A 5,852-nucleotide genomic window follows, 5' to 3' on the forward strand; every position below is an offset into this window, starting at 1 on the left:
CGAGCATCTCGTGCAGCAACCGGGCCCGGCCACGGGTGGAGTGCTGCTCGTCGCCGGTCACGCGGAAGGAGGGGCACATCACGGCGGGGCCGGCCGCCGTGGCCGTACGGCACTTGGCGACGCCGACGCAGCGGCGGACGGCCGCGGCGAAGTCGCCGCCGTCGGCCGGGTAGCCGAAGGCCACGTCGACCGGGCGGCCGGGCAGGACGGAGAAGCGGAGGTTCTCGTCCAGCCGTGCCGGACGGACCAGCATGCCCGGGTTGAGCAGGTCGTCCGGGTCCCAGACGGCCTTGGCCCGTTCGAACAGCGCCACCGTCTGCGCGCCGTACATCCGCGGCAGCAGTTCCGCGCGGGCCTGGCCGTCGCCGTGCTCCCCGGACAGGGAGCCGCCGTGCGCCACGACCAGGTCGGCCAGTTCCTCGGAGAAGCGGCGGAAGCGGCCGACGCCGGCCTCGGTGAGCAGGTCGAAGTCGATGCGGACGTGGATGCAGCCGTCGCCGAAGTGGCCGTAGGGCGCGCCGCGCAGGCCGTGGGCCGAGAGCAGGGCGCGGAAGTCGCGCAGGTAGGCGCCGAGCCGGGCGGGCGGCACCGCGCAGTCCTCCCAGCCGGGCCAGGCCTCGGTGCCGTCCGGCATCCGGGTGGCCGTGCCGGCCGCGTCCTCGCGGATGCGCCACAGGGCCCGCTGGGCCGCCGGTTCGGTGACGACCAGCGCGGCCACGGCGTCGGCGGCGCGCACGGTCTCCTCCGCCCGCGCGCGGGCCTCGGCCGCCGTCTCCCCGCCGGTCTCCACGAACAGCCAGGCGCCTCCGTCGGGCAGCCCGGACCCGGGCGGCACCAGATCGGCGGCCATGCCCTCCACCGTGAGCGGGCGCAGCGGCAGCAGGCCGGCGGCCGCCTCGGCGGCGGCGCTCTCGTCGGCGTACGCCAGCACGGCCAGGGCCCGCGCACGGGGCGCCTCGACCAGCCGGACCACGGCCTGGGTGAGGATGCCGAGGGTGCCCTCGGAACCGCAGAACGAGCGGGCGACGTCGGCGCCCTTCTCGGGCAGCAGCGCGTCCAGCGCGTACCCCGAGATGCGGCGGGGCAGGGCGGGGAAGCCGGTGCGCAGCCGGGACAGCTCGCCCTCGGCCAGCTCGCGCAGCCCGTCCGGGGCGCCCGCCCAGCCCGGACCGAGCCGCAACCGCTGTCCGCGGGCGGTGAGGACCGACAGCTCGCGGACGCTGTCCGCGGTGGTGCCCCAGGCGACCGAGTGGGAGCCGCAGGAGTTGTTGGCGATCATGCCGCCGAGCGTGCACCTGCTGTGGGTCGAGGGGTCGGGGCCGAGGCGGAGGCCGTGCGGGGCGGCGGCCTCCTGGAGGCGGTCGAGGACGAGCCCCGGCTGGACGACGGCCGTCCTGCTGTCCGGGTCCAGCTCCAGCAGGCCGGTCATGTGCCGGGCGAAGTCCAGCACCACGCCGGTGCCGGTCGCCTGTCCGGCGATCGATGTCCCGCCGCCGCGCGCCACCACCGGCACTCCGCGCGCACGGCACACCCCGAGCACGGCGGCCACGTCGTCGGCGTCCCGGGGGGCCACGACGCCCAGCGGGACGCGCCGGTAGTTGGAGGCGTCCATGGTGACCAGCGCCCGGGCGGTGGCGTCGAACCCGACGTCCCCGCGCACGGCCGCGCGCAGCTCCGCTTCGAGATCCCGGTGATCCGTCATGCGTCCAGGATGCATCCGATCACCGACAGTCACCGAGGGTTGTCCACAACCCCGCCCCTATCGTCGTACGACCTCACAAGTTCACGCACCGGTGATCTCGTCTCATCGAACGGACACGCCTCCACCGCGCTCTGCGCCAGCGGTTAACCTCGTGCCGTGGCCGACATCCAGATTCCCGCTGACATCAAGCCCGCCGACGGACGTTTCGGCGCTGGCCCCTCCAAGGTGCGGACCGAGGCGCTGGACGCCCTCGCCGCCACCGGTACGTCCCTGCTGGGCACCTCCCACCGGCAGGCGCCGGTGAAGAACCTGGTCGGCAAGGTCCGCGAGGGGATCTCCGAGCTGTTCTCCCTCCCGGAGGGCTACGAGGTCGTCCTCGGCAACGGCGGCTCCACCGCCTTCTGGGACATCGCCACGCACGGCCTGGTCGAGAACAAGTCGCAGCACCTGAACTTCGGCGAGTTCTCCTCCAAGTTCGCCAAGGCCGCGCGGCTCGCGCCCTGGCTGGCCGAGCCCACCGTCATCGCCTCCGACCCCGGCACCCACCCCGAGCCGCAGGCCGAGGCCGGTGTCGACGTCTACGCCTTCACCCACAACGAGACCTCCACCGGTGTCGCCATGCCGATCAGGCGCGTGGCCGGTGCCGACGAGGGCGCGCTCGTCCTCGTGGACGCCACCTCCGGCGCGGGCGGCCTCCCGGTCGACATCGCCGAGACCGACGTCTACTACTTCGCCCCGCAGAAGTCCTTCGCCTCCGACGGCGGCCTGTGGATCGGCGTGTTCTCCCCGGCCGCGATCGAGCGCGCCGAGCGGATCCACGCCTCCGGCCGGCACGTCCCGGAGTTCTTCTCGCTGCCGACGGCGATCGACAACTCCCGCAAGAACCAGACGTACAACACCCCGGCTCTGGCCACCCTGTTCCTGCTCAACGAGCAGCTGGAATGGCTCAACGGCCAGGGCGGCCTGGCCTGGTCCACGGCCCGTACGAAGGACTCCTCCAGCCGGCTGTACAGCTGGGCGGAGGAGGCCAAGTACGCCACCCCGTTCGTCTCCGACCCGGCCAAGCGCTCGCAGGTCATCGGCACGATCGACTTCTCCGACGAGATCGACGCCGCCGCCGTCGCGAAGGTGCTGCGCGCCAACGGCGTCGTGGACACCGAGCCGTACCGCAAGCTGGGCCGCAACCAGCTGCGCGTCGCGATGTTCCCGGCGATCGACCCGGCGGACGTCGAGGCGCTGACGAAGTGCGTGGACTACGTGATCGAGAAGCTCTGACGGATCGCGTACGACGCACGAGGGGCGCCCGGTGCACGGACACCGGGCGCCCCTCGTGCGTCGGCGGGTCAGAAGCGCGGGACCAGCGACGGCCTCGCGCCCCGGCCGGCCGGCGGGGTGCAGGTGACGTCCCGGGCCGGGAGCCTGCCGGTGCCCAGGTAGGCGTTGACGGCACGGTCGGCGCAGGCGCGCGGGTCCCCGGAGTAGACGCCGTGACCCTCGCCGCCCTTGACGTACACCATGCGGGAGCCCTTCAGGGCGCGGTGCATGCCGAGGCCGCTGGCCAGCGGCGTCTGGGAGTCCCACTGGTTCTGGACGGTCATCAGGCGGACCTTGTTGCCGACCTTGGTGGCGGGCTCGGCCGGCGCGTTCCAGAACGCGCAGGGCGTGATGTTGGAGGCGAAGTCGCCGTACAGCGGGTACTTGGCCTTGTCCCGGATCGCGTCCCGCCGGTACTGCTCCGGGTCGTGCGGCCAGGCCGCGGTGTCACCGCAGACCACCGTCCAGAAGACGGCGTTCCCGTTGTCGGCCGGCGGCTGCGCGGCCCGGGAGCCGGCGGCCGCGGCCCAGCGCGGTGCCTGCCGGATGCCGGACGGCAGGAGGCCGTGGCGGGAGGAACCGTGGCCGGCCGCGGCCTTCTTGAGTTCGGCCACCGCCTCGGCCGCGTACTTGGGGGAGAAGAACACGGGGCGCAGGCCGGACCGGATGTCGTCACCGGTGTACTTCTCGCCGCCGTCGTCGATGGGGGTGCGGTCGGCCCGGGCGACCAGGTCCCAGAACGTCTTGCGCACCTGGGCCGGGGTGGTGCCGAGCTTGTAGGTGCGGTGGTGCTGCGCGGTCCACTTCGTCCAGCGGGTGAACGCCGGCTCGGTGCCCGACGCCCATACCTGGATCATGCCGCGCCAGATCCGGGCCGGGTCGACGGAGCTGTCCAGCACGAAGCGGTCGGTGCGCTGCGGGAACATCTGCGCGTAGACGGCACCGAGGTACGTGCCGTAGGAGTACCCGAGGTAGGAGAGCTTCTTCTCGCCCAGGACGGCACGGATGACGTCCATGTCACGGGCGGTGTTGCGGGTGGTGATGTACGGGAGCTTGTCGCCGCTGCGGGTGCGGCACTTGTCGGCGACGGTCCGGGCCCACTTGACGTCCCGGTCGAACGTCTCGGGCTTGTAGGGGTGTGCGAAGTTCTGCTCCGCGTCCGTGAGGCCGCAGGTGACCGGGGTGCTGCGGCCGACGCCGCGCGGGTCGAAGCCGATGAGGTCGTACTGCTCGCGGACCTTCTTCGGCAGCGCGTCCTTCATGTCGGCGGGCATGCCCAGGCCCTCGCCGCCCGGGCCGCCCGGGTTGAAGAGCAGCACGCCGTGCCGCTTGCCGGGGACGCTGGTCTTCAGCCGGGAGATGGCCAGCTTGATCGTCTTGCCGCCGGGGCGGGCGTAGTCGAGCGGGACCTTGATGGTGGCGCACTGGAACGCGGCGGGCTGCGACGCATCACATCTGTGCCACGCGGGCTTCTGGCCGGCGAATCTCCCCAGGGGTTCCGCCGCGGAGGCCTGCGCCGGGGCGAGGGCGGGGACGAGGGTCGCCGTGACCCCCACGGCGAGCAGGGGCGCCAAGCGTCCTATCCGCACGATGGACGTTCCTTTCCGTCAACTTATGGGACGGAAAGACGATTACGTGTTCCCGGGGGCGCACGAATCCCTCTGCGGGACGGACTTGCTCCACCTCACGGTGGACAGGGAAAGAGACTTGCGGAGGAGAACCCGGACGGCCCTTTTTCCCTCCGCCCCCCTCCGGTTCAGCCGCGCCGCAGCCGGCGCAGCCCGAACAGGAGGACCACACCGGCCACGACGACCACGGCGCCCACCTTCAGACCGGTGCCGCCCCCGTCCGCCGGGGCGTGCGAACCGCCCCCGCCCGACGGCGACTTGGCGGCGGGCCGGTCCGGGGCGTCCACCGCCTGTACGGCACTGTTCGCGCCCTCGCTGCCGAACATCAGCTTGCTGCCGTCGGCGGAGTACGACACGGACTCGCCCTGCCCCTGCAACGGGACGTCCAGCCGCCCCGCGCGCTCGATGCGGCCGCCGTTCCAGTCGTAGGAGATGCCGCCGAAGTAGCCGCGCACGGCGAGGTGCCGGCCGTCCGGGGAGAAGGCGGCGTCGGTGGCCCACAGGTCGACGGCCGCGACGGGCCGGAAGACGTTCGCGCCCGAGGTGGAGAGGGTGGCCGGGCCCTCGTACAGGTGCCCGCCGTCCTCCTTCTTGTCGATGATGTAGACGCGCCCGGTCTTCGGGTGGACGAGCAGCGACTCGGCGTCGCGCGGCCCGTCGGAGTACTTCACGACGTACTGCGTGGCCGTGACGGTCTGGTCGGTCAGCTTCTTCGGCTCGGGCAGCCGGTAGATCCACACGTACGGCCACTTGCCGCCGAGATTGTCGCCGATGTCACCGACGTAGATCTCGTCGTGCGGGCCGATGGAGATGGCCTCCACGTCCCGCGGGGAGCCGATGCCCCGCAGGGTGACCCGGGCGACGGTCCTGCCCGTGGCGCTGTCCACGGCGTAGATGTACGGCCCGTCGTCGCTGTCGTTGTGCGTCCAGTAGACGCCGGGGTGCTGCCGGGAGGCGGCGAGCCCGCTGGACTCGGTGATCCGCGGGTCCTTGAGGGTGAACCCGTTGTCCCCGGCCCCCTCGGCGGTTCCGGCGGCGGAGGCGGGCAGCACGCAGGCGCCGGTGAGCAGCACCCCGGCGAGAACGGCGAACGGTCGACGCATGCCCCAAGCCTGCCATTCCCGCCGGGGGTTCCGGCGGCAGGGGCACCGGGCCGGGCGGACGTGGTCCGCCTCCGTCGGCGGGGGCGATGCGGGAGGCGTGGGGGT

Annotated in this window: 4 protein-coding genes; 1 reads left to right on the top strand and 3 read right to left on the bottom strand. The window is 73.0% G+C overall.

All coding sequences use genetic code 11. The features are described from left to right. Positions 1-1,702: FAD-binding oxidoreductase (locus tag IE312_RS42555; protein ID WP_229900621.1), on the bottom strand; the 1,702-nt coding region annotated here is incomplete at its 3' end. A gap of 156 nt (positions 1,703-1,858) precedes the next feature. On the opposite strand from IE312_RS42555, the gene serC reads away from it, so the two are divergent. Next, a complete protein-coding gene (serC, locus tag IE312_RS30540) occupies positions 1,859-2,977 on the top strand; it encodes a phosphoserine transaminase (protein ID WP_189985503.1) in 1,119 nt (372 codons plus the stop codon). A gap of 68 nt (positions 2,978-3,045) precedes the next feature. Here serC and IE312_RS30545 read toward each other — a convergent pair whose 3' ends face one another. Both IE312_RS30545 and IE312_RS30550 read right to left on the bottom strand, forming a co-directional pair. Continuing rightward, entirely contained in the window at positions 3,046-4,605 is a 1,560-nt protein-coding gene (locus IE312_RS30545) for an alpha/beta hydrolase (RefSeq protein ID WP_189985504.1), read from the bottom strand. A 167-nt stretch (positions 4,606-4,772) separates the two neighbouring features. Beyond that, on the bottom strand, positions 4,773-5,747 hold the full coding sequence (locus tag IE312_RS30550) for a TolB-like translocation protein (RefSeq protein ID WP_189985505.1): 975 nt from the start codon (positions 5,745-5,747) through the stop codon (positions 4,773-4,775). Between the last annotated feature and the right edge of the window lie 105 nt (positions 5,748-5,852).

This window comes from Streptomyces capoamus, from assembly GCF_014654935.1.
Taxonomy (GTDB): Bacteria; Actinomycetota; Actinomycetes; order Streptomycetales; family Streptomycetaceae; genus Streptomyces; species Streptomyces capoamus.